The sequence below is a fragment of the Yersinia aldovae 670-83 genome, assembly GCF_000834395.1.
In the GTDB taxonomy this organism is placed as follows: Bacteria; Pseudomonadota; Gammaproteobacteria; order Enterobacterales; family Enterobacteriaceae; genus Yersinia; species Yersinia aldovae.
Map to the genome: position 1 here is coordinate 894,498 of NZ_CP009781.1, position 23,922 is coordinate 918,419.

Consider the following 23,922-nt stretch of genomic DNA (forward strand, 5'->3'; position numbering starts at 1 on the left):
CCTGGAATAAACATGGATTACCAACTCAATCTCGATTGGCCTGATTTTCTGCAACGTTATTGGCAGAAACGTCCCGTCATCCTCAAGCGCGGTTTCGCAAACTTCATTGATCCTCTCTCTCCGGATGAACTTGCCGGATTAGCGATGGAAAATGAAGTCGATAGCCGGCTGGTAAGCCATGAAGATGGCCGTTGGCAAGTTGCCCACGGCCCATTTGAAAGTTTTGATCATTTAGGTGAAAACAATTGGTCACTGCTGGTACAGGCGGTAGATCACTGGCATGAGCCGGCCGCCGCGTTGATGCGCCCTTTTCGCAAACTCTCAGACTGGCGCATGGATGACTTGATGATTTCGTTTTCTGTCCCAGGAGGCGGCGTCGGGCCACACTTTGATCAATATGATGTCTTTATTATTCAGGGTTCTGGCCGCCGCCGCTGGCGGGTTGGCGAAAAAACTGAAATGAAACAACATTGCCCGCATCCAGACTTACTGCAAGTTGGCCCTTTCGATGCCATCATTGATGAAGAAATGGAACCTGGCGATATCCTTTATATCCCACCGGGCTTTCCCCATGAAGGCTATGCACTTGAAAATGCGCTGAATTACTCTGTCGGTTTCCGTGCCCCCAATGGCCGCGAACTGGTCAGCGGCTTTGCCGACTATGTGTTGTCTCGCGAGCTGGGTAGCCACCGCTACAGCGATCCTGATTTGCCACTGCGTGAGCATCCAGCTGAAGTATTGCCGCAGGAAATTGATAAGCTGCATGCCATGATGTTGGATTTGCTCCAGCAACCTGAGCACTTTCAAAACTGGTTTGGCGAATTCACCTCTCAATCACGCCACGAACTGGATATCTCGCCTCCAGAGCCACCTTATCAGGCCAGCGAAATCTATGACTTACTGATGCAAGGTGAGGCATTACTGCGTCTTGGTGGCCTGCGCGCTCTGCGTATCGGAGACAACTGCTTCGTCAACGGAGAGTTGATTGATACACCTCACTTCGCCGCTGCCGATGCCCTGTGTCAGCACTTCAGTATCGATGCCAAGAAGCTAGGTAACGCACTGGAAGATCCGGCGTTCCTGACGATACTGTCAGAACTGGTAAACAGCGGCTATTGGTATTTCAAAGACTAATGTCCGCTGCGAGTCACACGAAAACGCCCCAACTGTGGGGGCGTTTTGCTATCATCAACTGGCTAATAACCAGTAAGTTATGACTCTTTAGCTCGCCTGGCCGTCAATTCCGCAATTCGCATAATAACTGCAACCGCTTTCTCCATGCCTTCCAGCGTAATAAACTCATGTTTTCCATGATAGTTATAACCACCGGTAAAGATATTTGGGCATGGTAAGCCGAGAAAAGAGAGTTGCGCGCCATCCGTACCGCCACGAATGGGTTTCATAATCGGTGCAATACCACAATCGCACATCGCTTCCTGCGCTAACTCTATGATATGTGGATGCTTAATGATATGTTCACGCATATTGTAATAGCTGTCATCAATAATGATTTCGATATAACAGTCGCGATGCAAACCTTTACCGACGAATTTGGCGATATCCATTATCTTCTTCTTCCGCGCTTCAAAACCATCACGGCTGAAATCACGCACAATATAGTGCATCTCTGCCCGCTCTACCGTGCCTTTAATACTTTGCAGATGATAAAAACCGTCATACCCGTCGGTACATTCGGGTGTTTCATTGACTGGCAGCTGCTGATGAAAACGGGTTGCCAGTGACAAAGCATTCACCATCACTCCTTTGGCACTTCCTGGATGAACATTATTACCAACAATCTTTATCGTCACAGATGCTGCATTAAAGTTCTCAAACTCCAACTCCCCCACACCGCCGCCATCAACGGTATAGGCCCACTGCGCATTAAAATCAGCCACATCAAAGAACCGCGCTCCCCTGCCTACCTCTTCATCAGGGGTGAATCCGATACGGATATCACCATGCGGAATATCGCTATTTTTTAAACGCACCATTGCCGTAATGATTTCCGCAATACCGGCTTTGTCGTCTGCACCGAGCAAGGTTTTACCATCGGTAGTGATTAGCGTTTGCCCTAATAACTTATGTAATATAGGGAACATGACCGGCGACAGAATTTCATCCCCCATCCCCAAAGCGATATCGCCTCCACGGTAGTTTTCGACAATTTGCGGATTGACATTTTTACCAGAAAAATCAGGTGAGGTATCAAGGTGTGCAATAAAACCAATGGTGGGGACCTGCCAGGATACATTCGCTGGCAATGTTGCCATCACGCAGCCGTGGCAGCTTAAGGTGACGTGGGAAAAACCCAGCGCAATCAACTCTTGCTGCAACGCCTGAGCCAGCTTGCGCTGACCTTCAGTGCTCGGCACGGATTTTACATTGGCTTTTGCTTGTGTATCAAAAGAGACATAATTGAAAAAGCGGTCGAGTAATTTGTCCATGGTTCCCACCCTCATAATAGTGGATATCATTATGGGGAAGTGATCACCATCAAATATTGCGTCAGGTCAGCTTTAGACAAACTTAAACCAGAATAGTAAAAGTCATGGCAGAACCGAACCGGGTGAATTATCCATCAACCGGTTCGGTTTATAGCTTATTTATTCATTCATTTTTTACTTAATCAAAGCGGTGGCTCCGATTAAGCAGGGTAATTAGTCACCCTGGCGGTTCTCACCGCAGGTTGTCAAAAATTCGCGCACATATTCGGGAACCACTTTGCTGGCTAAACCATAGTGTTTTTCATCAAACTGACTTTCCACCTGACTCGGTTCCAGATTCAACTCTACGGTATGCGCGCCCTGCGAACGCGACTCATGAACAAAACCGGCTGCGGGATAAACATGGCCGGAAGTCCCGATCGAGATAAAGAAATCAGCTTCAGCCAATGCCTGATAAATATCATCCATTCCCATCGGCATTTCACCAAACCAAACAATGTGTGGCCGCAGGGGGGATGGGAATTGGCAGCAATGGCAGCGCTCATCCGCACTGAGATCGCCCGGCCAATCCAATACCTGGCCAGACTGAGTGCAACGCACCTTCAGCAGCTCACCATGCATATGGATAACGCGCTTACTGCCCGCCATTTCATGCAAATTATCAATATTTTGGGTAATCAGTACGAAGTTATCACCCAGCACCGCTTCCAAATCTGCCAGCGCGAAATGCGCGGCATTCGGTGCAATTTCGGGTTGCTGCAACTGGCGGCGACGCGCATTATAAAATGCCTGTACCAATTCAGGATCCCGTCGATACCCTTCAGGAGTAGCCACATCCTCAACTTGGTGTTCTTCCCATAAGCCGTCAGCGGCACGAAAAGTACGGATACCTGATTCGGCAGAAATCCCCGCACCGGTAAGAACCACGACAAACGGTTTTTTCATTTCTGATGTGACGGCACTGTCCCGATGAAAAATGCGGGAGCGAAAACGTTGGTGCCGCAAATGCTTGTTCTTGCGAAAGCGACATAGCCGATGGCGAATGCGCATAACCTTTTGCCTCTATTATCCCTACTTATTTGAAATTACAGCGTTGTTAGCAGCGCTCACTCACCCGTATCACTTACCAATGTAAGCTCACCGGGATTCATTCGTCTGCTGCCGACCTGCAACATCAATTAGTTTGGGTATGTTATTAATAATAACTAACGCTCACTCAAATGCAGAAACGCCGCCCCACGAACACCACCAGCATCACCATAACGCGCTTTTTCAATGCGTGGTAATTGCGCCACGCGCAATAAATGCTGCGGCAAGCGTTTTGGCAGTTCCTGATAAATTTTTTCGAAATTAGACAGCCCGCCACCGATAACAACCAAATGCGGATCAAGTATCGTCAATAGATTACCTAAGCATATGGCCAGCACATCCATAAAGCGTTCAACATGTGCTACAGCGTTAGGTTCACCCGTATTATAGTTAGCAATAATCTGGATGGCAGGTAAAGATTCATGATTGAAATGCTGATACATCCACTCAAAACCGCGCCCGGAAATATAATTTTCAATACAACCAGTATGGCCGCAACCGCATGGCACTCGTGGAATATCGGCACCCAGGATATCCAACGCATCGATTGGTAAACGGAAGTGGCCAAACTCACCGGTGATATGGTTTCGCCCACTGACAATATTACCGTTCACAATCAGGCCGCCACCGACACCAGTACCGAGGATTAACCCCAGAACCGTTGGGTAGCGACGAAACTCCGCATCCAAGGCTTCAGACAATGCAAAACAGTTAGCATCATTATCGATACGGACCTCACGTTCAATCAGGCGAGAAAGGTCACCCTGCAACGATTGCCCCATTGCAGCGGGCACATTGGCTGTGAACACCGTACCATTATCAGCATTAGGTAAGCCGGGAATACCGATACCGACACTGCCTTTAACACCACAGTGCGCATCGGCTTCCAGCGTTAGATTCTGCAATATTTGCAACAGTTGCGGGTAGTCTTCACGCGGTGTAGGAACGCGTTTTTGCCACACACATTGCAGGTTGGCATCAAATACACCCAGTTCTGTCTTGGTACCACCCATATCAAAACCGTAATACATCCGCTCACCCTTATTAATGACTGCCCGCACAGTATCGCCAGCGAAGTGATTACCCGATAAGCTACTTCCCGCTAAGCACCTGTGCCGGATCAATACGGCTGGCACGACGGGCCGGATACCAACTGGCAATTAAACTCAACACCAACGCAGTCGCCAGCACACACGCCACATCAAACCAATGCAATTCTGATGGCAAGAAGTCGATAAAATAGATATCGCCCGATAAGAATTGATGCCCGACCAACCGTTCCAGTCCGCGAATAATGTGAGTCAGTTGCAGAGAAACAATCACGCCAATCACCGCCCCGCAGACACTGCCGATTAGCCCAGCCAGCAAGCCATACCAGATAAAGATTGCCCGGATCAGACCATCTTTAGCCCCAAGTGTGCGTAACACGGCAATATCACCACTTTTATCTTTTACCGCCATCACCAGCGTGGAAACGATATTAAAACTGGCCACACCAATCACCAATACCATCGCCAGATACATGATAGTACGGATCATTTGGATATCGCGATACATATAGCCGTAGGTACCAATCCAGCTACTGATATAGACGTAAGCATTCGTCACCTCGCCCGCACTGCGTACCAGTTTGTTGGCGTTATAGACATCATCTACTTTGATGGCTATTCCAGTGACACTGTCACCCATGTCCAGATAGTGCTGTGCATCCGCCAGCGGCACCAGTGCCAAGCTGTGATCTAACTGGCCACTGAGCTGAAACACCCCGGCAACCTGTAAACGAATACGCTTAGGTTGCAATAATTTCATCTCGGGGTCGCTGTTGGGGATCATCACCGTCAGCCACGAACCTTGCTTCACGCCTAAGGCGTCCGCCAGGCCTTTCCCTAAAATAATCTGCTGCTGCCCGGCTTTAAAACTTTCCCAGGCATTGCCTAGCACGAAGCTCGGCAGCGCACTAAGATGCTGTTCTGCCTGTGGATCAACCCCTTTTATCTGCACTGCACGCAGTTGAGCATTGTTTTCAATCAAACCGGTGAAATTGATATACGGTGCCGCAGCGACGATACCCGGCACCTTTTCGATGCGCTGTAGGGTTTGTGGCCAGCCACTGAATGGCTGATTAACCACTGCAATCTCGCCATGCGGTACAACAGCTAAAATACGGTTTTTCAGCTCACGTTCGAAGCCGTTCATTGCACTTAAGCCGACGATCAGTACCGCAACGCCCAAGGCGATACCCAAGGTGGAAATCACCGAGATTAACGACACCATACCGCCACGGCGACGGCCACGGCTAAAGCGCAAACCAATCAGCAGTGACAGTGGCGACACCCCCATTCCCATTGCCACTATTGCGCCCCCACCAACGTCAAATGTTGCTGCAACTGACCATCACGCATTTCAAGCTGTCGGCTCATCCGTTTCGCTAATTGCAAATCGTGGGTGACCACTAAGAAGGCCGTGCCCTGACGGACATTCAATTCACCCAGCAAATTGAAGATACTGTCGGCATTACGCTGATCCAGATTACCGGTCGGCTCATCCGCCAGCACTAATGAAGGGTTATTCACCAGCGAGCGGGCAATGGCAACACGCTGGCGCTCGCCACCGGATAACTCCGAAGGGCGATGCTTGCTGCGTTTCTCCAGCCCGACTGCGGCCAGCATCGCACGGGCTTTATCTTGTGCCTCGACCGGTTTGGCACCGCCAATCAGCAGTGGCATCGCGACATTCTCCAGCGCGGTAAAATCAGGCAATAAATGGTGGAATTGATAGATAAAACCTAATTCACGGTTACGCAACTCTGCCTTTGCACTGGACGATAATTGATTCAATGAACGCCCCTGATAAATCACTTCACCGGACGTTGGGGAATCCAGGCCGCCTAGCAAGTGCAGCAACGTGCTTTTACCCGAACCGGAACTGCCGACAATCGCCATCAGCTCACCGGCTTCAATAGTAAACGATACATTGCGCAGGACGTCGGTATGCAGTTGGCCTTCCTGATAGCGTTTGCACAGGTTTAAACACTGTAATAAAGGATGGTTACTCATAGCGTAAAGCCTCGGCAGGTTGTGCGGCGGCAGCGCGCCAGGAAGGGTAGAGCGTGGAGAGCAAAGCAATTACCATCGCCAACAGGGCAATCACCGTGACCTGAACGGGGTTAATTTCAACCGGCAAGGTGGCACCGTCGATCAGCAAACCAAGGATCGGAATGAGGGTGTTCAATTGGCTGGCAAGTAAAATACCCAGCCCTGCACCGAGCAACGCGCCGATAACACCGGCCGTCGCGCCCTGCACCATAAACACCAACATGATTTGGCGGCGACTCAACCCCTGAGTTTGCAAGATAGCCACTTCGCCCTGTTTTTCCATCACTAATAAGCCGAGCGAAGTAATAATATTGAAGGCCGCGACAGCAATAATCAGGCTAAGCAGCAGCCCCATCATGTTCTTCTCCATCCGCACCGCCTGGAATAGCTCACCTTTGCGGTCACGCCAGTCCTTCCATACCGTACCCTCCGGCAAGGTCTGCTGGCTCAGGCTATCTACCGACAGCGGCTGGTCAAGGAAGAGGCGCCAGCCGGTAATATTACCCGGCGGATAGCGCATCAGTCGTGAGGCATCCTGTTGATTAACCAGCATCTGATAGCCATCCACTTCACTGTCAGCGGCAAATGTACCGATAATAGTGAACAAACGCTGACTGGGAATGCGCCCCATCGGGGTGAACTGGCTGGCGCTCGGCACCATCAAACGCAGGGTTTCACCCCGTTTAACGCCCAATTGAGCGGCCAGTTTTTCGCCAAGAATCATATTATAGCTACCCGGCTGCAAATCTTTCAGATGCACGTTCACCAAATAATCTGCCAGCGGTTCATGTTGATCTGGGGAAACGCCCAACATAACGCCAGCGGCCAAATTACGCGCGCTCTGCAACACCACATCAGCCGTGGTCAGCGGCACAATATCCGTCACGCCGCGCAGTGATTTCAGTGCCGAGGCAGGAATTTTATTCGGGTCAAGCGAGCCTTGCGGCGTGGTAATCAGCGCCTGCGGCATCAGCCCTAAAATATTATTCTGCAAATCACGCTCAAAACCATTCATCACCGACAATACGGTGATCAGCGCCATCACGCCCAAAGTGATGCCAATAGTAGAAAGCCATGAGACGAACCGACCAAAACGGTCCGATGCACGCCCACGCATGTAGCGCAGGCCAATAAATAATGCGACAGGTTGATACATGAAATCTGTTTAGATCCTGTTGCTAAAGCAAAGTGATTGAGGATAATAAAGGGTACTACCGCTTTATGGAACCATTAACCGCCTATATCTTCGGCTTTTATTCCAAATCAGAGCGCCAGTCTGTGGCTATCCCCTCTCGCGTGCTAGGATAGCCGCCGAGATAATTTATCATCTGTTGCTGCTGTACAGCTGAAATAACCGGTTAACCATAAACCAAGAGACTGTTTAACTACTTATGTCCCAACAATATCGTTATTCATTGCCGACACGACGCGGTGATACCCGCCAGTTAGGCCAGTTGACTGGCTCTGCTTGTGCGGTCGAATGTGCGCAAATCATTGAACGCCATGATGGCCCGGTGATGTTAATTACTCCGGATATGCAAACAACACTGCGCCTGCGCGATGAAATCCAGCAATTCTCTTCGCAACCGGTGAGCACCCTCTCCGACTGGGAAACACTGCCCTACGACAGTTTCTCGCCGCATCAGGATATTATTTCAGCGCGTCTGTCTTGCTTATATCACCTCCCAGCAATGGAACGCGGTGTTATTATTCTCCCGATTAATACCCTGATGCAGCGGGTATGCCCGCACGAATTCCTGCATGGTCATGCGCTGGTGATGAAGAAAGGCCAGCACCTGTCACGGGATAAGTTGCGCGCTCAGCTTGAGCAAGCAGGATACCGCAGCGTCGATCAGGTGATGGAACATGGTGAGTTTGCTACCCGTGGTGCATTGCTTGATCTGTATCCAATGGGCAGCGAAGAACCCTATCGCATTGATTTTTTTGATGATGACATTGACAGCCTGCGAGTGTTTGACGTTGACTCACAGCGCACGTTGTCTGAAGTTGAACAGATAAACCTGCTGCCCGCTCATGAATTTCCGATAGACAAAGCCGCGATTGAGCTGTTCCGCAGCCAGTGGCGCGAACAGTTTGAAGTGCGCCGTGATGCTGAACACATCTATCAGCAGGTGAGTAAAGGTATTTGGCCTGCCGGTATCGAATACTGGCAACCGCTGTTCTTTAGCCAGCCACTGCCCTCGCTATTCAGTTATTTACCTGAAAATACCTTATTGGTGAATACCGGCGATCTGGAAGGTTCAGCCGAGCGTTTTTGGCTCGATGTCAACCAGCGTTTCGAGAGCCGCCGTGTTGACCCGATGCGCCCACTGCTGACTCCAGATACCCTGTGGTTGCGAGTTGACTCGCTGTTCAGTGAGTTAAAGCAATGGCCACGCGTCCAATTTAAGACCGATGAACTCGCGGATAAAACCGCCAATACCAACTTACATTATCAGCCACTGCCCGATTTAGCGGTTCAGGCGCAGCAAAAAGCGCCATTGGATAACCTGCGCCGCTTTATTGAGTCATTCAGCGGCAGTGTGGTGTTCTCGGTGGAAAGTGAGGGCCGTCGTGAAACATTGCAGGATTTGCTGGCACGGATAAAACTCAGCCCAACGGTGATAACGCAATTGTCTCAGGCGGGAAAACCCGGTCATTATTTAATGATTGGTGCCTCCGAGCGCGGCTTCCTTGATACTGACAAACAGTTAGCGCTAATTTGTGAAAGCGATTTGCTGGGTGAACGCGTCAGCCGCCGCCGTCAGGATAACCGCCGCACCATCAATACCGATACCCTGATCCGCAATCTGGCAGAACTGCGCCCAGGTCAACCGGTGGTGCATCTGGAGCACGGCGTGGGCCGCTATCTGGGTTTAACCACACTGGAAACCGGTGGCATCAAAGCTGAATACCTGATACTGACTTACGCCGGTGAAGATAAACTGTATGTGCCCGTCTCATCGCTCCATCTGATCAGCCGCTATTCCGGTGGGGCCGATGAAAACGCACCGCTACATAGACTGGGTGGCGATGTCTGGAGCCGCGCACGGCAGAAAGCCGCAGAAAAAGTGCGTGATGTTGCCGCCGAACTGCTGGATATCTACGCTCAACGCGCCGCTAAAGCGGGCTTTAAATTTAAGCACGATCGCGAACAATACCAGTTATTCTGCCAAAGCTTTCCATTTGAAACCACGCCGGATCAAGAACAGGCTATCAATGCCGTACTCAGCGATATGTGCCAACCGTTGGCGATGGATCGTTTAGTATGCGGAGATGTGGGTTTCGGTAAAACCGAAGTGGCAATGCGGGCGGCGTTCCTCGCGGTAGCCAATAACAAACAAGTGGCAGTATTGGTGCCAACCACCCTGCTGGCGCAACAGCACTTTGATAACTTCCGCGATCGTTTCGCCACCTGGCCGGTGCGCATTGAAATGATGTCTCGCTTCCGCAGTGCCAAAGAGCAACAAGTTATCCTGGAACAAGCCGCCGAAGGCAAAGTCGATATTATTATCGGTACGCATAAATTGCTGCAAAGTGACCTGCACTGGCACGACCTTGGTCTTTTGATTGTCGATGAAGAGCACCGCTTCGGGGTGCGCCACAAAGAGCGCATCAAAGCGATGCGCGCCGATGTAGATATTCTGACCCTCACCGCCACACCTATTCCGCGAACATTAAATATGGCGATGAGCGGTATGCGCGACTTATCGATTATTGCCACGCCACCGGCACGCCGACTGGCAGTGAAAACCTTCGTGCGTGAATACGATAGCTTGGTGGTGCGAGAAGCGATTCTGCGTGAGATTCTGCGTGGTGGGCAGGTTTATTATCTCTATAACGATGTGGAAAATATCGAAAAAGCCACCCAACGGCTGGCTGAGCTAGTGCCAGAAGCACGAATTGCCATTGGTCATGGGCAGATGCGTGAGCGGGATCTGGAACGGGTGATGAATGATTTCCATCACCAGCGCTTTAACGTTTTGGTCTGTACCACCATTATCGAAACAGGGATTGATATTCCCAGTGCAAATACCATTATTATCGAACGTGCTGACCACTTTGGTCTGGCGCAGTTACACCAATTACGTGGCCGTGTCGGGCGCTCCCACCATCAGGCTTATGCTTATCTGTTGACGCCAAATCCGAAAGCCATGACCACTGATGCCAAAAAACGGCTGGAAGCAATTGCCTCATTGGAAGATTTGGGGGCCGGTTTTGCGCTGGCAACCCATGATCTGGAGATTCGTGGTGCCGGTGAGCTATTAGGTGAAGACCAAAGCGGCCAGATGACCACCATCGGCTTCTCGCTGTATATGGAGCTGCTGGAAAGTGCGGTGGATGCCCTAAAAGAGGGGCGAGAGCCTTCATTGGAAGATTTGACCAGCAACCAGACCGAGATAGAAATGCGGATGCCGGTGTTGCTGCCAGAAGAATTCATTCCAGATGTGAATATCAGGCTTTCGTTCTATAAGCGTATCGCCAGCGCACGTAATGAGAAGGAGCTGGATGAACTCAAAGTTGAGCTGATCGATCGCTTTGGCAAGCTGCCGGATGCGGCACGCTACCTGTTACATACCGCACAATTGCGCCAGCACGCGCAGAAGCTCGGAATCAAGCGGATTGAAGGTAATGAGCGCGGTGGTTTTATCGAGTTTGGTGATAAAAACAGAGTGGACCCGGTTTATCTCATCGGGCTGCTACAGCGCCAACCACAGATTTTCCGGCTGGAGGGGCCGACAAAACTGAAGTTTATGCAGGATTTGAGTGACAGGACGCAACGGTTGAAGTTTATCAGTGAGCTGTTGGCGGCATTTGCCCAACACTGCGTAGCTTAATCAAGTCATGTCACTTAATCATATGGTTAGCGCGGGTATTCAGAAATGAAAAACCCGCGCTAATGTTAATGCCACTCGCTTATAAATCACGTTAAACGATCAGAATTAACACTAGGTCGCGAGCTATTGGTACCAGGTTTTCGACAACAGAGTTTATATTATGCTCGGTTGTTCAGTATCAGTTGACCATTTTTATCGACCGGGATCTGCGTACCTGGATCACGATCCATGCGAATTTTCCCCTGCTGATCGCCAATTTTGTAGGTGACGTCATATCCCAGCATCTTCTGCGACTTGTCGTAAACCGTCTGGCAACGCTGTTGAGTGGTGGTGTAAGTATCACTTTCCTGCATATTACTTTGCACTCGGTTACCGGCATAGCCCCCCGCCAGTGCGCCTGCTACGGTAGCGATATCCTTACCACGCCCGCCCCCGACCTGATGCCCCAGCACGCCACCGGCTACCGCGCCCAAGACTGAACCGGCAACCTGATGCTCGTCTTGCACCGGTTTACGGTGAGTGACGCTAACATTGCGGCATTCCTGTCGTGGCGTTTTTATCGTCTCTTTTATCGGTGTCGCAGTAAGAACTTGTGCGTATTGCGGTCCGCTGGAGAAAACATTCATACTCGCAACAGCAGCAATACCCAGAGCTGCCGCAATGCCGATACCCACACCTGCTAACATTGATTTATTCACAGGAAATCCTCCTGAATGTCAAAGACAAACTTAAAGTGTTACCACGCATTTTCTGCGGCAGATGCCAGCCTAAACTTATCTTGTTCCAGCCATAAAATCTGACAGCGCTCAGTCTCAGTGTTCCCCGGATGACCGAATACGGCGTGCGTGACTCGCCGTTTGTAGCCATAGGAAGTCTGCACAATGTGCTCTAACCTAACAATAGGACAAATGGACTAAACATCCAGATAATAGGTGTGAATGAGTGTGTTTAGGAGGAATCCGAGCGTGGTATTTTGCAACAACAAAATTTTATGCTGGGAATTTTACATTACGTGCGAATGGCTTTAGCAAAACGTGCGCAGATTTGAGATTGATGACAACGCGACTTATCACTCACCGCACCCTGGGGAATGACGACCGCAACGCCTTCATTTGGCTTTATAAGTAGCCTAAAACCGCCGCCATAATTAACTGGCAGCGGTATATTTAAAGCTCTAAACATTCTCCACAGTCATTGGCGTTTCAGTAAAGCAGCAAGCGAGTCACTCCCGAGAAGCTTACATAAGTAAGTGATTCGGGTGAGCTAGCGCCGCTGTAGCGCCAAGGACAAAGGATAATTAATGGAGTTTAAGACGCGGGCGAATAACCCGGTTAATCCCACCCACCAGCATCATCAGGCCGGTCTTGGTGTAACCATGCAGTGCCACCTGGTGCATACGATACAACGAGATATAGACGATGCGGGCAACACGCCCTTCAACCATCATTGAACCGCGCATCAGATTGCCCATCAAGCTGCCGACAGTACTGAACTTAGACAGTGATACCAGCGAGCCGTGATCTTTATACACATAAGGTTTTAGCGGCTGCTCATTGAGCAGTGCCAAAATATTGCGGTAACAGCGACTAGCCATTTGATGCGCGGACTGCGCGCGTGGTGGCACAAAGCCGCCATTCGGCTGCGGGCAAGAGGCACAGTCACCGATAGCAAAGATGTGAGGATCACGGGTGGTTTGCAGCGTTGGCTCCACCACTAACTGATTGATACGGTTGGTTTCCAGCCCAGCGATATCTTTCATAAAGTCCGGAGCCTTGATACCCGCCGCCCATACCATCAAGTCAGCATTAATGAATTCACCGTCTTTGGTATTCAGGCCATTTTCATCAGCGCTGGTAACCATAGTCTTGGTCAATACACGCACACCCAGCTTAATCAATTCCTGATGGGCGGCGGCAGAAATACGTGGCGGCAACGCAGGCAGAATACGTTCACCCGCTTCGACCAACGTGACATTCAGCGCTTGATTATCTAACCCACCATAACCGTAGCTGTGCAGTTGCTTCACCGCGTTATGCAGCTCGGCTGACAACTCCACACCCGTTGCCCCACCGCCCACGATAGCAATATTAACCTTGCCCTTCTTGCCTGGCTGTGCGGAATATTTCAGGAACAGGTTTAGCATTTCGTTGTGGAAACGGTGTGCCTGGTGTGGGTTATCCAGGAAGATACAGTGATCTTTTACGCCCGGAGTACCGAAATCGTTAGAGGTGCTGCCCAGCGCCATGACCAGAATGTCATAGGTCAACTCACGCTGAGTAAGCAGCACATCACCGTGTTCGTCGCAAATTTCAGCCAGACTGAGGGTTTTAGTGTCACGATTGATGTCAGTTAAGGAACCCAGTTGGAAATTAAAAGAGTGATTACGGGCATGGGCCAGATAGCTCAGCGCATCCACACCATCATCCAGAGAACCCGTTGCAACTTCATGTAGCAGCGGTTTCCATAAATGGCTATGGTTGCGATCGACCAATACTATCTCGGCTTTTTTGTGGCGACCCAATTTGTGACCCAGACTGGTTGCCAGTTCAAGACCACCGGCTCCCCCACCAATAATAACGATTTTTTTCTTCGGCGTAGTCAAAACAACCCCCTAAATGTGAACCAATTGTTAGCTAAGGGTAAAAGAATAATATCCTTAGATAACATAGGGTTCGCTGATGCTAAATCAATAATCTGTTGTCAGAATATCACGCAGGGTTATTTGGTCATACCAAAATTGATATATATCAACTTTTTTTGATTAAAGAGCCAGCATAGGGATTTTTTCTGGAATAGGATTCAAATAGTTAGCATTTAGTCACAGTTTAGGTTTTTTTTATCTGCGGGGAGGTAAATTTGAATTTTGGGTTTTTTAGCGATAAAAACGGCCTAAAAAAAGCACAAAAAGTATTTTTCTCAGGCCGCAAATGACGCGAGATCAAAAGCGTAAACCAACAATTCATTAACAATGAGACGCATTTAATCCCGCGTTTTAAAGGCTTTTATCCGCTGTAGATGCGGTGAAAGATCCTTAAACTTATGACCTTGGTTCTCATCCCAAACAATTTCATAGTAGCGATGTAAATCATCGGCAGCGCGTTGACTATCGAGCACCTCATCATTGCGGGAGAGCACCACCAGGCAGCGATCGCGATTCTTCTCACGAAAGCCATCAATGCACTTGCTGGCAATATCATTGTACTCTTCCGGGCGATCAATTTTGCCGCTCATATTTTCCTGCGGATACAGGTTGGGGTTAAATGCAACCTGACGAATACCGCACAGAAAACCGATACGTTCCGCCCAGAAACCGCCCAAACCAACACCGCAGATCAATGAGTTAGCATCACCGCCCTGTTGGATGGCTTTATCTACCTCTTTCAGCAAATGCTGCATATCATGACGCGGATGTAAGGTGCTGTAGCTGATAAAACGGACATCCGGATCGATGAATTGCAACTGCATGACTTTCTCGTGATTGCCAGGGCTATTGGAATCAAAACCATGTAGATAGACGATCATATTTATCCTCGCGACTGATACTCGTCATGTTTCAAGCTGCATGGGCGTTGGCTGCACTTCATTCTCCGCCCAGCGCTGCAACCCGAATTAGGTAGAGTATATGACTTATCTCAATAAGCTCTTATGCACATCCCAACGTTCGCTGAGTGCAGATAATGCTGTATTTGCCTGCTGCCAGCGTGATGATGCCATCAGCTCCTGACGATTGAACTGCCCACAATGATACAAGCGTGTCAGTTTGTCTGCTTTGACCGGTGACAGGTTATCCAGCACGCTAACCGCGCCTTGACGGTTATTACACACCAAAATCATATCGCAGCCCGCATCCAGAGAAGCCTGGCCGCGTTCAGCATAACTGCCCATAATCGCCGCACCTTCCATCGACAAGTCATCTGAGAAAATAATGCCATCAAAACCCAGCTCCTGACGCAATATTTTCTGTAACCAATACGCCGAACCACTGGCCGGGCGCGCATCAGCTTCAGTATAAATCACATGGGCTGGCATGATGGCGTCCAGTAACCGCCGCTGGATCAATTCACGAAATATAACCATATCATGAGTACGGATTTCTGCCAGTGGCCGATTGTCACGCGGTGTCTCTTTATGTGAATCCGCCGTCACAGCGCCGTGGCCGGGGAAGTGCTTACCGGTGGTTTTCATGCCCGCACTGTGCATCCCACGGATAAAGCATTCAGCCATGACCAGTGCCTGCTGTGGGTCGCTGTGGAATGAACGCTCACCGATGGCAGCGCTGACGTGGCCAATGTCCAATACCGGTGCGAAGCTGATATCAATATCCATTGCCATCATTTCAGCCGCCATCAGCCAACCAGCATCTTCGGCTAATTTTGCCGCCGTGACCGTATCATTGATTGCAGCAAAAGACTGCGCAGCAGGCAGGCGAGTAAACCCGTCGCGAAAACGCTGCACCCGGCCCCCTTCTTGATCCACCGCCACCACCAAACGCGCATGGGATGCCGCACGAATTTGGCGCACTAACTCGCGCAGTTGGTCTGCGTCATGAAAGTTTCGGCTAAATAAAATCAGGCCACCCACCAGCGGGTGTTTTAAAATCTCACGTTCTTCAGCATCCAGCTCATAGCTGGCAACATCTAACATTACTGGACCCACGACAACCTCATTTTAAAACGATAAATTAAACCGCTGACGCAGCGGCGCTGCCCATTGCAAGAATGTCTCATCATTAGTTTGCTGCCAGCGCACTTCAAACCACATCAACATCAGATAATTAACCCACGGCAGCCAGCGTTGTATCTGGCGGGATAAACGTTCAATGTCATGATAACCGTGCTCACTGCGGCAATAGTGCTGTAAAAACACCTGTTGCCGAGCCACTGACCAATTATTACCACAAAACAGCGCCGCAATATCCAGTGCAATATCACCGTCAGCGGCATACTCCCAGTCAATAAGCTTCAGTCCATCGGCCGTCGTTAACAGATTGCCGGGGTGAATATCCATATGTAACGGCGCCAGTTTCAATGCTTGCGGCTGTGCTGTGCGGATAAAACCACGCTGTAGCCGCAACCAATCTGGCGAACGACGTTTGGGATCAATCAACCGCGCATAACGAATTAACTGAGCATGTAAATCGAGGCGATAACCACTGGCGGGCAGACGGTGCAAACAAGAAAGCAGTTGTGCCAACTCACCATTATTCAATAAATCAATAAATTGCGCACCAGTGACAACGTCACCTTCGAGCCAATTGACGACCAACCATTGCCGGTTAGCACCCATGACAACCGGTGATAGATGAGACGGTGCCACATGGTGCAGCAGTTTGCGTTCACGACGGCGGTTAACACCCAACTGACTTTTTTGCGCTGATTGCTCACGGGCCAGCCAGTCGATATTCGCCGCCGTAATACGCCAACTTTCCCCCGTCAAACCTGATACCGGGCTAATGTGACAACCCACGGTTTTCGCCGCCGGGTTGATACACGCTATTAGCGCATGAAGCGAGAGATCAGCGCTGGACAGGGCCATTGCCTGACCAGATGATTTCACCACTTTGAGCCTGCATCAATTGCATCTCAATAGTGGGTGATTTCACATCGCCGCTCACATCGCTGTACAACACATATTGCGCGCTGACATAACGTGCCAGCCCAATCGCTTTGCTACGTGAACCCAGGCTGTCTTCTTCGGATAAGCCAAGTGTTTGTTTAGCCACCGCCAATTGCTGCGGTGAAATTAAGACAAACTTTTTATTAGATGACAGCACCTGATGCAGTGCTGCTGTCGCTTTCGCCGTTTGCAGCGCGCCATTGGTGTTATTTTTAACACTGTCGAGCAGCAGGATGCTGCCCATCGCCACATCCTTGCTGTTCACCATCTGAGCCACTAACGGCTCAACGCTGGCGGCCCAGTCGATTGATTGCACTTTCGGCGGCTGCGGCACTGTATCGACCGGCGGTGGCGTCTCAATGACCGGTGGAGTTACCGGTTCAATGGTCGCTGGCGGCTCGGTTGGCTCAACCGGTGCCCGCGAAAGACAGCCGGTTAGCACCAGTGCAACCAGCGCCACAGATAAATACCTTTTCATTGTCCCACTCCAATATCCCTTTATCCTTGCAGCCGCACGGGGTTCGCTTGCTGCCCACCTGCAACGCCAATGACTTTGGGTATAAAATATATGCGGTTATAGGAATAGATGAACACGCGCGCTGCGCGCATTGAAACTATTGTTAACTGACTGAATATCCACATCATCACCCGGTGCAATAATCACCGAGCGCGGTGCTTCCAGTGGCGGTACATCCAGTCCTTGCGCGTCATACCAGTAAAAACGATAGTATATTTTTATCGATTTATGCTGGCTGTTACTCACAACCGAACGTGCCACGTTATTACCTGAAGATGTTGATATGGCGGGTTGGGAAGCCAAAATACCCGCAGTCAGTACCGATGAATCCATCACCACGGTTTGTCGTTTATTGACCGCAATCCCTTTCGGGCTGCCGCACCCTAGCAACGTCGCGATGCAAGCGAACGTCATCAGCGGTAATAAAAACGCCTTAAGACGGCGCATAGGCTTACCTCAGTTATTAGTCAATTATTTATGTGACAACAAGGCACCTAAGTCGCGGCCACCGACCAAATGCATATGGATATGATAGACCACCTGCCCTGCGTGCTTGTTACAGTTAATTATCAGGCGGTAGCCATCTTCGGCAATCCCTTCCTGCTCGGCAAGTTTAGCCGCCACAGTTATCATACGGCCAAGCGTTGCTTCATGTTCTGCCGTGACATCATTCACGGTTGGAATAAGAATATTGGGAATGATTAAGATATGGGTCGGTGCCTGTGGGGCGATATCTCGAAACGCGGTCACCAGTTCATCCTGATAAACCACATCGGCAGGGATTTCACGGCGTATAATTTTGCTGAAAATCGTTTCTTCGGCCATAACGCATTTCCTTTGTCATCGTAAAATAGAGAAGACGCAGTATGAGCGACAATTTCTATTCGTTTCAACCTGATTAAACATTTTCCGCAGTGAATGGTGTAGAAATACCCAACACAACGGTAGAGAGATCCGTAACAGCTCGGGCGCGATTGCGAGAAGTAGTATGAACACCTCATAAAATACCCAAAAAAAGGGAGGCTTTCGCCTCCCCTTGGTACTCCCCATGCCTGAATTAATGGTTACGGATATACTCGTCCATATCCGTTTTCAGGTTATCAGATTTCGTTCCGAAGATAGCCTGAACACCTGAGCCTGCGACCACGACGCCAGCAGCACCCAGTTTCTTCAGACCCGCCTGGTCAACCTTGGCAATATCCGCCACGCTGACACGCAGACGAGTGATACACGCGTCCAGGTTAGTGATATTTTCTTTACCGCCAAAGGCTGCGACCAGTGCTGCTGACATTTCAGTGCCGCTCTGTGCAGTTTGTTCAGTAGAAGAGTCTTCACGACCCGGAGTTTTCAGATCCAGTTTAGTAATCAGCACACGGAAGATGGTGTAGTACACCAGACCGTAGCAGATACCCACCAGCGGGAACAGCCAGATACGGCTGCTGTTGCCGCTCAGTACGATGAAGTCAATCAAACCGTGTGAGAAGCTGGTACCGTCACGCATCCCAAGCAAGATACAGATTGGGAACGCCAGACCGGCCAGAATTGCATGGATAACATACAAAATGGGTGCCACGAACATGAAGGAGAATTCGATTGGCTCGGTGATGCCGGTCAGGAATGAGGTCAGTGCTGCGGAGATCATGATCCCGCCCACTTTGGCACGGTTTTCCGGCTTGGCTGAATGCCAAATGGCAATCGCTGCCGCTGGCAGGCCGTACATTTTGAACAAGAAGCCACCAGACAGTTTACCCGCAGTTGGGTCACCTGCCATGTAACGAGGAATGTCACCGTGGAATACTTGACCCGCTGCGTTGGTGTATTCACCAATTTGCATTTGGAATGGTACGTTCCAGATATGGTGCAAACCAAATGGAACCAGCGAACGCTCTACCACGCCGTAGATACCGAAGGCAACGACGGAGTTCTGATACGCAGCCCACTGAGAGAAGGTCTGGATTGCGGTACCGATGGGTGGCCACACGAAGGACAGCAGCACGCCCAAGAAGATCGCTGTGAAACCAGAGATGATCGGAACGAAGCGTTTACCCGCAAAGAAGCCCAGATATTCAGGTAATTGAATACGGTAAAAGCGGTTAAACATGTAGGCGGCTATTGCGCCTGCAATGATCCCGCCCAGCACCCCGGTATCGGCTAAATGCTTGGCAGCAATTTCTTCTGCTGGCAAACGCAAGACCAGTGGTGCGACCACCGCCATGGTTTTCACCATGATGCCGTAAGCCACAACGGCCGCCAACGCGGATACACCGTCGTTATTGGTAAAGCCGAGCGCGACGCCAATAGCAAAGATCAACGGCATGTTGGCAAAAACGGAACCGCCTGCCTCTGCCATTACGTGAGAGACTACCAAAGGTAGCCAGCTAAAATTCGCGGAACCGACACCCAGCAGAATACCTGCGATGGGTAAGACGGATACCGGTAGCATTAGCGATTTACCTACCTTTTGCAGGTTTGCAAATGCGTTCTTAAACATAGTTGAGTGTGCTCCTGAGTAATGGTGCTTTTCAGCTGTTTCTCGCGTTCTTAATTTTCGCGTTATTGGCGTTACAAAGGGGGGAGTAAGCCTTTGCGAATAAGGGTATCTAAAGCACCCTTTTAATTTTTACGAAGAGTAAAATAAATAGCCTGCTTAATGTTTGATGGCAATCACGTTTCTTTCAAGAAAGCGCTTAATTTGCTTAAAATCGCGCATTTTTTGTAAAAAAACGTCAATGAGAGCTGCCCTCACCCACTAAATTGGGTGAGAACATTACTCGTTTCGACGATTAATTACGAGCTTAAAAAAAAGTATTATTAAGGAAGTTGGGGCGTTCCACTGGTCAGCCGCGCAGAGTCCAGATGAAATAACCGGCAGAAGTTGTCTGTGGTGGCTTGGGCTAAGGATTCAAGGCTGATCCCCTTCAGTACTGCCATATATTCTGCAACATCACGCACATAGGCTGGTTGGTTCTCTTTACCACGGTGCGGAACCGGTGCCAGATAAGGCGAATCGGTTTCGACCAACAGCCGGTCCAATGGCACATAGCGAGCGACTTCACGCAGTTGGTCGGCGTTACGAAAGGTGAGAATTCCTGAGAACGAGATGTAAAAACCGAGATCCAACAGTGTTCCAGCCGTGGCTTTGTCTTCTGTAAAGCAATGTAAAACCCCGCCACACTCTTGGGCCTGTTCTTCATGCAAGATGGCAAGTGTGTCTTCGCGAGCATCGCGAGTGTGTACAATGACCGGTTTATTTAATTCGCGGCCAATACGAATATGTTCACGGAAAGAGGCTTGTTGCAGCGGAATATTGTCTTGCTGATAAAAGTAATCCAGCCCGGTTTCCCCTAGCGCAACCACCTTATCCGCTGCCGCAAGCGCCCTGAGCTGCTGAAAATCATAACCGCCGTCAAGATTGAGTGGATGCACGCCACAGGAGAACGCGACATTTTTCCGCTCGCCAATAAGTGCCGTCATCGCGGTAAAACCCGGCAAGGTGGTGGCAACGGCCAGTACAAAACCCACATCCCGCGCATTGGCTTTGGCTAATACATCATCAACGCTACTGTGTAACGTCTGGTAATCAAGGCTATCGAGATGGCAGTGTGAATCGACTAACAACATAATATTAAACTCTTCTACTTTGAGTATTTAATCAAGGTGACGTGGAATAAGTGCCCGTGGACAGCGCGGTTTCCCAGCTGAGTAAAAACTCGGTGAGTAACAATTCGCGGTTAACACCGACCACCGATAATAATTGGTGATGACACTTAGCCAGTTGTTTCGTTGAGTGGAGCAACACGGGAGGAGTGGCCACTTGTGCTAATTGTTGCACCAACAGCAATTGATCCTGATTAACCATAAACTCACCCGCGCCCTGCTGCCACTTCAATGCGTCCAGCAGTAATGAAGCGACCCATTGCAGGCGCTCGGTGGCGTCATCGTGGTTCAATTGTGCCATCATTGAGAGTAAGTCCATACTGCTGAGTGCGGCACCCAATGCAGCACACAGCGCAGAACGCAGACTCCACCGCTCAGGTTGCAACAAGCGCTCTGCCGCCAGCGGTGCTCCCTCACTCAATTTAAGCGCAGTCAGCATTGCAACTGGCTCTGCCGTCAATTGCCGATTTAACCATTGCAAACTGGTCGCCGTATCAGGGCAAGCCAGATGCCAATAGAAACAACGGCTGCGCAGGGTGGCTAACAAGCTGGCCGGCTGATGGCAATCGAGCAAGAAATAGGTTTTTTCCGGTGGCTCTTCCAGTGTTTTCAACAACGCATTCGCAGCAGCATCAGTCAGTAATTCGGCATGGGGTAACCACACCACTTTAGCCCCGCCTTGTTGCGCATGGGAATAGAGTTTTTCTATCTGCTGGCGCACCAGTTCGACACCAATACTGTTTTTGCCCTTCTCCGGCGACAGCACGTACCAATCTGGGTGGTTGCCCGCCAGCATCAGACGGCAGCTATGGCATTCACCGCAGCTTTTCTCACCTTGCCGCTGTCGGCACATCAGCCAGCGGCTCAGACCGTAAATCAGCGCTTCCTCACCATTGCCAGGCAAGGAGTGCAGTAATAATGCGTGGTGCCCGCGCCCGGCGGTATGCTGCCCCACCCACTGACGATAAGGAACTGTAAGCCACGGATACCACTTCATTACACCACGTCCTGCGTTGCCAACCAGTGTTGCAGTACCTGGCTGATAGCGGCACTCACCTGTTCAAGCGGTACAGAAGCATCAATGGTTTTAATGCTGGCATCGGCGGCGGCCAGTTCAAGGTAGCGTGCTCTGGTGCGTTCAAAGAACGCCAACGACTCTTGCTCGATGCGATCCAACTCACCGCGTGCGCGGGCACGTTCCAGCCCAATGACTGGCGGCAAATCAAGATATAAGGTCAGATCAGGGCGGAAAGCCCCTAATACCGTGTCACGCAGCGACGCCATCAATTGGCTGTCAATGCCACGCCCACCGCCCTGATAGGCTTGTGAGGACAAATCATGGCGATCGCCAACCACCCAACTGCCACGCGCCAGTGCAGGTTTGATTACATTTTCAACCAATTGCACACGAGCGGCGTAGAGCATCAGCACTTCGGCTTTGTCGGTCAGAACCTCACCATCAATGCCCTGTTTGATCAAGTCACGCAGTTTTTCTGCCAGTGGCGTGCCTCCCGGTTCGCGGGTAAAGACGATATCGTTAATCCCTTGAGCGCGCAATGTGGCAACCACGGTATCTCTGGCGGTGGTTTTTCCTGCCCCTTCAAGCCCTTCAATAACGATAAATTTACTGTTCATTCTTATCCTTTAGCGACTGGCGATAAACGCGCACCGCTTGGTTATGACTGGCTAAATTGGTGGTGAATGTATGCCCGCCTTTACCGTCCGCCACAAAATAGAGGTAAGGCGTTTTGGCCGGATGCGCAGCCGCCGTCAACGATGCCAGGCCCGGCATGGCAATCGGCGTTGGCGGCAAGCCTGAAATCACGTAAGTATTATAAGGTGTAGGCGTTTCTAAGTCTTTACGGCTAATGTTACCGTTATATTTATCACCCATGCCGTAGATAACCGTCGGATCAGTTTGCAGCCGCATCCCAATGCGCATTCGGTTGATAAACACCGATGCCACTTTAGTGCGCTCTTCATTGACCGCCGTTTCTTTTTCAATAATTGAGGCCATCGTGACCAACTCAGCGGGCGTTTTATAAGGCAGAGACTGATCCCGCCCTTGCCAGATCTCATCAACGGTCTTCACCATCTTCGAATGAGCGCGTTTGAGTAATGTCAAATCAGTGGTTCCGGCAGTATATGAATAGGTGTCAGGATAGAGCCAGCCTTCAGGATGTTCGCTGTCCTTTAATCCCAGTAATACCGCAATTTCGGCATCACTCTTTCCGTCCAATACATGCTTTATATATTTTGATTGTTGTAATTCATCCATCCAATCACGTAGCCGCTTTCCTTCAATAAAACGCACCGTGAATTGTGCTTCTTTGCCACTGGCGAGCAGCTCCAGCATTTGCCGTACCGTCATTCCAGGCAGAAAACGATAGGTCCCAGCTTTAAACTTGGCTAACTCTGGTTCAATGCGCAACAACCAGGGGAATAAACGGGTATTTTTAATTAGGCCATCACGTTGTAGCAAATTCTCCAGTGCAACCCGCCCGGTGCCCGCAGGAAGGGTAAAAATAGTCTCTTGCTGGATAGCCAATGGCTGATCGGCAAAATCTTGAACTTTCTGATAACCCAGCAGCAGTAACCCCAAACAGGCGGCAACAAACAGGATTAATGTTCTGGTGCTTTTTATTTTCATCGGGCAGCCATCT

At 50.2% G+C, this 23,922-nt stretch carries 22 protein-coding genes; 2 read left to right on the forward strand and 20 right to left on the reverse strand.

Translation table 11 applies throughout. The features are described from left to right. The first annotated feature begins 12 nt into the window (after positions 1–12). A complete protein-coding gene (locus AT01_RS04245) occupies positions 13–1,134 on the forward strand; it encodes a ribosomal protein uL16 3-hydroxylase (protein ID WP_042546210.1) in 1,122 nt (373 codons plus the stop codon). 77 nt (positions 1,135–1,211) lie between these two features. Here AT01_RS04245 and pepT read toward each other — a convergent pair whose 3' ends face one another. From pepT to lolC, 6 genes are all read right to left on the reverse strand, one after another. Continuing rightward, positions 1,212–2,447: a peptidase T gene (gene pepT / locus AT01_RS04250; protein ID WP_042546211.1), complete on the reverse strand. Its 1,236-nt coding sequence runs from the start codon at positions 2,445–2,447 to the stop codon at positions 1,212–1,214. Between the two features lie 213 nt (positions 2,448–2,660). Further along, on the reverse strand, positions 2,661–3,497 hold the full coding sequence (gene cobB / locus AT01_RS04255) for a Sir2 family NAD+-dependent deacetylase (RefSeq protein WP_004701585.1): 837 nt from the start codon (positions 3,495–3,497) through the stop codon (positions 2,661–2,663). Between the two features lie 155 nt (positions 3,498–3,652). Continuing rightward, positions 3,653–4,567 carry an N-acetylglucosamine kinase gene (gene nagK, locus AT01_RS04260; protein ID WP_042546212.1) on the reverse strand — a complete coding sequence of 305 codons (915 nt, stop codon included), beginning with the start codon at positions 4,565–4,567 and terminating at the stop codon, positions 3,653–3,655. A 61-nt stretch (positions 4,568–4,628) separates the two neighbouring features. Further along, a complete protein-coding gene (gene lolE, locus AT01_RS04265) occupies positions 4,629–5,876 on the reverse strand; it encodes a lipoprotein-releasing ABC transporter permease subunit LolE (RefSeq protein ID WP_042546213.1) in 1,248 nt (415 codons plus the stop codon). Positions 5,877–5,887: 11 nt separating this feature from the next. Next, the gene (gene lolD, locus AT01_RS04270) at positions 5,888–6,592 is read right to left on the reverse strand and encodes a lipoprotein-releasing ABC transporter ATP-binding protein LolD (RefSeq protein ID WP_042546214.1); all 705 of its coding nucleotides are present in this window, start codon (positions 6,590–6,592) and stop codon (positions 5,888–5,890) included. Continuing rightward, on the reverse strand, positions 6,585–7,787 hold the full coding sequence (lolC, locus tag AT01_RS04275; protein ID WP_042546215.1) for a lipoprotein-releasing ABC transporter permease subunit LolC: 1,203 nt from the start codon (positions 7,785–7,787) through the stop codon (positions 6,585–6,587). Before lolC ends, lolD begins: the two co-directional genes overlap by 8 nt. A gap of 235 nt (positions 7,788–8,022) precedes the next feature. On the opposite strand from lolC, the gene mfd reads away from it, so the two are divergent. Then, on the forward strand, positions 8,023–11,469 hold the full coding sequence (gene mfd, locus AT01_RS04280) for a transcription-repair coupling factor (RefSeq protein WP_042546216.1): 3,447 nt from the start codon (positions 8,023–8,025) through the stop codon (positions 11,467–11,469). 158 nt (positions 11,470–11,627) lie between these two features. Here the strand turns inward: mfd and AT01_RS04285 are convergent, their stop codons facing one another. The 14 genes from AT01_RS04285 to mltG form a co-directional block, all read right to left on the reverse strand. Further along, positions 11,628–12,167, reverse strand: coding sequence for a glycine zipper 2TM domain-containing protein (locus AT01_RS04285; protein ID WP_042546217.1), 540 nt, complete (start codon positions 12,165–12,167; stop codon positions 11,628–11,630). Positions 12,168–12,205: 38 nt separating this feature from the next. After that, positions 12,206–12,349 carry a hypothetical protein gene (locus AT01_RS21945; RefSeq protein ID WP_158503532.1) on the reverse strand — a complete coding sequence of 48 codons (144 nt, stop codon included), beginning with the start codon at positions 12,347–12,349 and terminating at the stop codon, positions 12,206–12,208. Positions 12,350–12,766: 417 nt separating this feature from the next. Continuing rightward, entirely contained in the window at positions 12,767–14,071 is a 1,305-nt protein-coding gene (locus AT01_RS04290) for an NAD(P)/FAD-dependent oxidoreductase (protein WP_004701563.1), read from the reverse strand. 377 nt (positions 14,072–14,448) lie between these two features. Continuing rightward, positions 14,449–14,991: an alpha/beta hydrolase YcfP gene (ycfP, locus tag AT01_RS04295; protein WP_042546218.1), complete on the reverse strand. Its 543-nt coding sequence runs from the start codon at positions 14,989–14,991 to the stop codon at positions 14,449–14,451. Positions 14,992–15,096: 105 nt separating this feature from the next. Next, the gene (gene nagZ, locus AT01_RS04300) at positions 15,097–16,113 is read right to left on the reverse strand and encodes a beta-N-acetylhexosaminidase (RefSeq protein ID WP_186367584.1); all 1,017 of its coding nucleotides are present in this window, start codon (positions 16,111–16,113) and stop codon (positions 15,097–15,099) included. Positions 16,114–16,137: 24 nt separating this feature from the next. After that, entirely contained in the window at positions 16,138–17,004 is an 867-nt protein-coding gene (gene thiK / locus AT01_RS04305) for a thiamine kinase (RefSeq protein WP_167335173.1), read from the reverse strand. Next, positions 16,985–17,563, reverse strand: a complete 579-nt coding sequence (gene lpoB, locus AT01_RS04310) for a penicillin-binding protein activator LpoB (protein ID WP_042546220.1) — start codon at positions 17,561–17,563, stop codon at positions 16,985–16,987. The genes thiK and lpoB overlap by 20 nt, the downstream gene beginning before the upstream one ends. A 96-nt stretch (positions 17,564–17,659) precedes the next feature. Then, positions 17,660–18,049, reverse strand: coding sequence for a YcfL family protein (locus AT01_RS04315; RefSeq protein WP_042546221.1), 390 nt, complete (start codon positions 18,047–18,049; stop codon positions 17,660–17,662). Positions 18,050–18,073: 24 nt separating this feature from the next. Next, the gene (hinT, locus tag AT01_RS04320) at positions 18,074–18,427 is read right to left on the reverse strand and encodes a purine nucleoside phosphoramidase (protein ID WP_042546222.1); all 354 of its coding nucleotides are present in this window, start codon (positions 18,425–18,427) and stop codon (positions 18,074–18,076) included. A gap of 232 nt (positions 18,428–18,659) precedes the next feature. Beyond that, on the reverse strand, positions 18,660–20,093 hold the full coding sequence (gene ptsG / locus AT01_RS04325) for a PTS glucose transporter subunit IIBC (RefSeq protein ID WP_042546223.1): 1,434 nt from the start codon (positions 20,091–20,093) through the stop codon (positions 18,660–18,662). Positions 20,094–20,413: 320 nt separating this feature from the next. Continuing rightward, a complete protein-coding gene (locus AT01_RS04330) occupies positions 20,414–21,223 on the reverse strand; it encodes a metal-dependent hydrolase (RefSeq protein ID WP_042546224.1) in 810 nt (269 codons plus the stop codon). A gap of 31 nt (positions 21,224–21,254) precedes the next feature. Continuing rightward, positions 21,255–22,256, reverse strand: coding sequence for a DNA polymerase III subunit delta' (holB, locus tag AT01_RS04335; RefSeq protein WP_004701547.1), 1,002 nt, complete (start codon positions 22,254–22,256; stop codon positions 21,255–21,257). After that, positions 22,256–22,894, reverse strand: coding sequence for a dTMP kinase (gene tmk, locus AT01_RS04340; protein WP_042546225.1), 639 nt, complete (start codon positions 22,892–22,894; stop codon positions 22,256–22,258). The genes holB and tmk overlap by 1 nt, the downstream gene beginning before the upstream one ends. Further along, the gene (gene mltG, locus AT01_RS04345) at positions 22,884–23,909 is read right to left on the reverse strand and encodes an endolytic transglycosylase MltG (RefSeq protein WP_004701545.1); all 1,026 of its coding nucleotides are present in this window, start codon (positions 23,907–23,909) and stop codon (positions 22,884–22,886) included. Before mltG ends, tmk begins: the two co-directional genes overlap by 11 nt. Positions 23,910–23,922: the final 13 nt, after the last annotated feature.

Bases quoted from the DNA above. Each gene is read 5' to 3' on its own strand.
- ycfP (WP_042546218.1), bottom strand. From the start codon at position 14,991: ATGATCGTCTATCTACATGGTTTTGATTCCAATAGCCCTGGCAATCAC.
- cobB (WP_004701585.1), bottom strand. From the start codon at position 3,497: ATGCGCATTCGCCATCGGCTATGTCGCTTTCGCAAGAACAAGCATTTG.
- thiK (WP_167335173.1), bottom strand. From the start codon at position 17,004: ATGGCCCTGTCCAGCGCTGATCTCTCGCTTCATGCGCTAATAGCGTGT.
- nagZ (WP_186367584.1), bottom strand. From the start codon at position 16,113: ATGTTAGATGTTGCCAGCTATGAGCTGGATGCTGAAGAACGTGAGATT.
- AT01_RS04315 (WP_042546221.1), bottom strand. From the start codon at position 18,049: ATGCGCCGTCTTAAGGCGTTTTTATTACCGCTGATGACGTTCGCTTGC.
- lolD (WP_042546214.1), bottom strand. From the start codon at position 6,592: ATGAGTAACCATCCTTTATTACAGTGTTTAAACCTGTGCAAACGCTAT.
- mltG (WP_004701545.1), bottom strand. From the start codon at position 23,909: ATGAAAATAAAAAGCACCAGAACATTAATCCTGTTTGTTGCCGCCTGT.
- holB (WP_004701547.1), bottom strand. From the start codon at position 22,256: ATGAAGTGGTATCCGTGGCTTACAGTTCCTTATCGTCAGTGGGTGGGG.
- ptsG (WP_042546223.1), bottom strand. From the start codon at position 20,093: ATGTTTAAGAACGCATTTGCAAACCTGCAAAAGGTAGGTAAATCGCTA.
- AT01_RS04330 (WP_042546224.1), bottom strand. From the start codon at position 21,223: ATGTTGTTAGTCGATTCACACTGCCATCTCGATAGCCTTGATTACCAG.
- lpoB (WP_042546220.1), bottom strand. From the start codon at position 17,563: ATGAAAAGGTATTTATCTGTGGCGCTGGTTGCACTGGTGCTAACCGGC.
- pepT (WP_042546211.1), bottom strand. From the start codon at position 2,447: ATGGACAAATTACTCGACCGCTTTTTCAATTATGTCTCTTTTGATACA.
- nagK (WP_042546212.1), bottom strand. From the start codon at position 4,567: ATGTATTACGGTTTTGATATGGGTGGTACCAAGACAGAACTGGGTGTA.
- lolC (WP_042546215.1), bottom strand. From the start codon at position 7,787: ATGTATCAACCTGTCGCATTATTTATTGGCCTGCGCTACATGCGTGGG.
- AT01_RS04245 (WP_042546210.1), top strand. From the start codon at position 13: ATGGATTACCAACTCAATCTCGATTGGCCTGATTTTCTGCAACGTTAT.
- hinT (WP_042546222.1), bottom strand. From the start codon at position 18,427: ATGGCCGAAGAAACGATTTTCAGCAAAATTATACGCCGTGAAATCCCT.
- mfd (WP_042546216.1), top strand. From the start codon at position 8,023: ATGTCCCAACAATATCGTTATTCATTGCCGACACGACGCGGTGATACC.
- lolE (WP_042546213.1), bottom strand. From the start codon at position 5,876: ATGGGGGTGTCGCCACTGTCACTGCTGATTGGTTTGCGCTTTAGCCGT.
- tmk (WP_042546225.1), bottom strand. From the start codon at position 22,894: ATGAACAGTAAATTTATCGTTATTGAAGGGCTTGAAGGGGCAGGAAAA.